This is a genomic window from Hydrogenivirga sp. 128-5-R1-1, assembly GCF_000171895.1.
The window spans coordinates 1-1,847 of sequence record NZ_ABHJ01000226.1; the positions used below are offsets into that span (position 1 = coordinate 1).

The 1,847-nt window shown below is 30.2% G+C and carries 2 protein-coding genes; both read left to right on the forward strand.

Annotation, left to right across the window (positions count from 1 at the left end; genetic code table 11):
• The coding region (locus HG1285_RS03075) for a lipoyl synthase (RefSeq protein WP_008288965.1) at window positions 1–484 on the forward strand (484 nt) is incomplete at its 5' end.
• A gap of 38 nt (window positions 485–522) precedes the next feature.
• Window positions 523–1,740 (forward strand): ABC transporter permease, encoded by a 1,218-nt coding sequence (locus HG1285_RS03070; RefSeq protein ID WP_008288966.1) that lies wholly within the window; start codon window positions 523–525, stop codon window positions 1,738–1,740.
• Window positions 1,741–1,847: the final 107 nt, after the last annotated feature.

The following is a 1,847-nucleotide window of genomic DNA, read 5'->3' on the forward strand; positions in this document are numbered from 1 at the left end:
TCCACAGTGTACAGTAGAAGTTTTAATACCTGACTTTCAAGGGAACTGGAATGCCTTAAAAATAGTTGCCCAGTCAAAACCAGATGTTATAAACCACAATATTGAGACAGTGCCGTCGCTTTATAAAAAAGTAAGACATAGAGGAAATTATCAGCTTTCTTTAAAGCTTATAAAAAGGATAAAAGAGCTTGATAAAAATATAGTCTCAAAATCCGGAATAATGGTGGGTCTTGGTGAAACAAAAGAGGAAATAATAAAGGTTATGGAAGACCTTTTAGCTCATAACTGTGAAGTCATTACAATAGGTCAGTATCTAAGACCTTCAAAAGCTCACCTTCCTGTTGAAAAATACTATACAGATGAAGAATTTAAAGAACTTGAAGAAATAGGATATAAACTTGGATTTAAAGAGGTTTTTAGCGGAAAGTTAGTTAGAAGCTCTTACCATGCAGATGAAGTTTACAATGAAGTAATTGGCAGATGATATAATTAGTATGTATAAAATTTAGATTAGGGGTTTTTGTGCCGCTTTACATAAAAATAGCCTTAAGGTATCTACTTTCTTTAAAAAGTAAAGCTTTGTCATTTATGTCTTTAATTTCTTTAATTGGTATAACTGTTGGAGTTTCTGCTCTTTTAATAACTCTTGCTGTTTTAAGCGGTTTTCAGTTTGGATTGAAAGAAAAAATACTTCAGACAACTCCACACGCTGTAATAATGAAAATAGCCAATAAATTTTGGGAAGATGAGTATAAAGAAATACTGCAAAAATTCAAAGATTTCTCTGAAATACAGGGCAGTGAGCCTTTTATATATTCTCAGGCACTGGCTTCTGTAGGTAAAAATGTTCAGTCAATATTTATAAGAGGTGTTATCCCAGAAAAAGATAAAAAAATAATGGCTGTTGATAAGAGAGTAATTGCAGGGAATTTTGATGAATTAAAAAATCCAAAAACAGCAGTAATAGGAAAGGATTTAGCCTTTATACTTGATGTTGATGTTGGAGATAAAATAAATCTTATTTCTCCATTTGGTCAAAAAACGCCTCTTGGATATATGCCTAAAATAATGCAGGTTAAGGTTGTAGCTATAGTTGATTTTGGGATGTATGAGTATGACTCAAGTTATGTAAGTTTAAATCTAAAAGATGCACAAAAATTTTTAAATATGAATGGTCAGATAACAGGTGTTCAGCTTAAGTTAAAAGACCCTTATCAGGCTCAAGTTGTGAAGGAAAAACTTGAAAAAATATTTGATTTTCCGTATATGGTAAGAACCTGGATAGATATGAATAAAAGTTTATTTCAGGCTTTAAAACTTGAAGAACTTGCCATGTTTTTGGTGATAGCTTTAATAGTTTTAGTTGCATCATTTAACATATCAAGTCTTTTAATAACAAAATCAAGGGAAAAAAGAAAAGACATTGCCATACTAAAAACAGTTGGGGCTAAAAATAAATTTATATTAAAGGTTTTTCTATGGCAGGGATTAATAATCGGTATAACTGGAACTATATTAGGACTTCTAATAGGAATTTCTGTTATTTATATAGCTGACACTTATCATTTAATAAAGCTTAATCCACAGGTTTATATGATGGAATATTTACCTTTAAAAATTTCTGTATTTGAAATCTTAGTTGTAGTATTTTCTTCTATATTGATATGCTTTGTATCATCATTACTTCCAGCTTATTTTGCATCAAAAGAAATACCTGCCGAAATGCTCAGATATGAATAAAAATAACATATGAGGAAAAATGTGAAGATAATAGAAACAAAAAATTTAAAGAAAGTTTATAAGACAGATGAAGGTTATGTGGAAGCTCTGAAAGGTATAAATTTTTC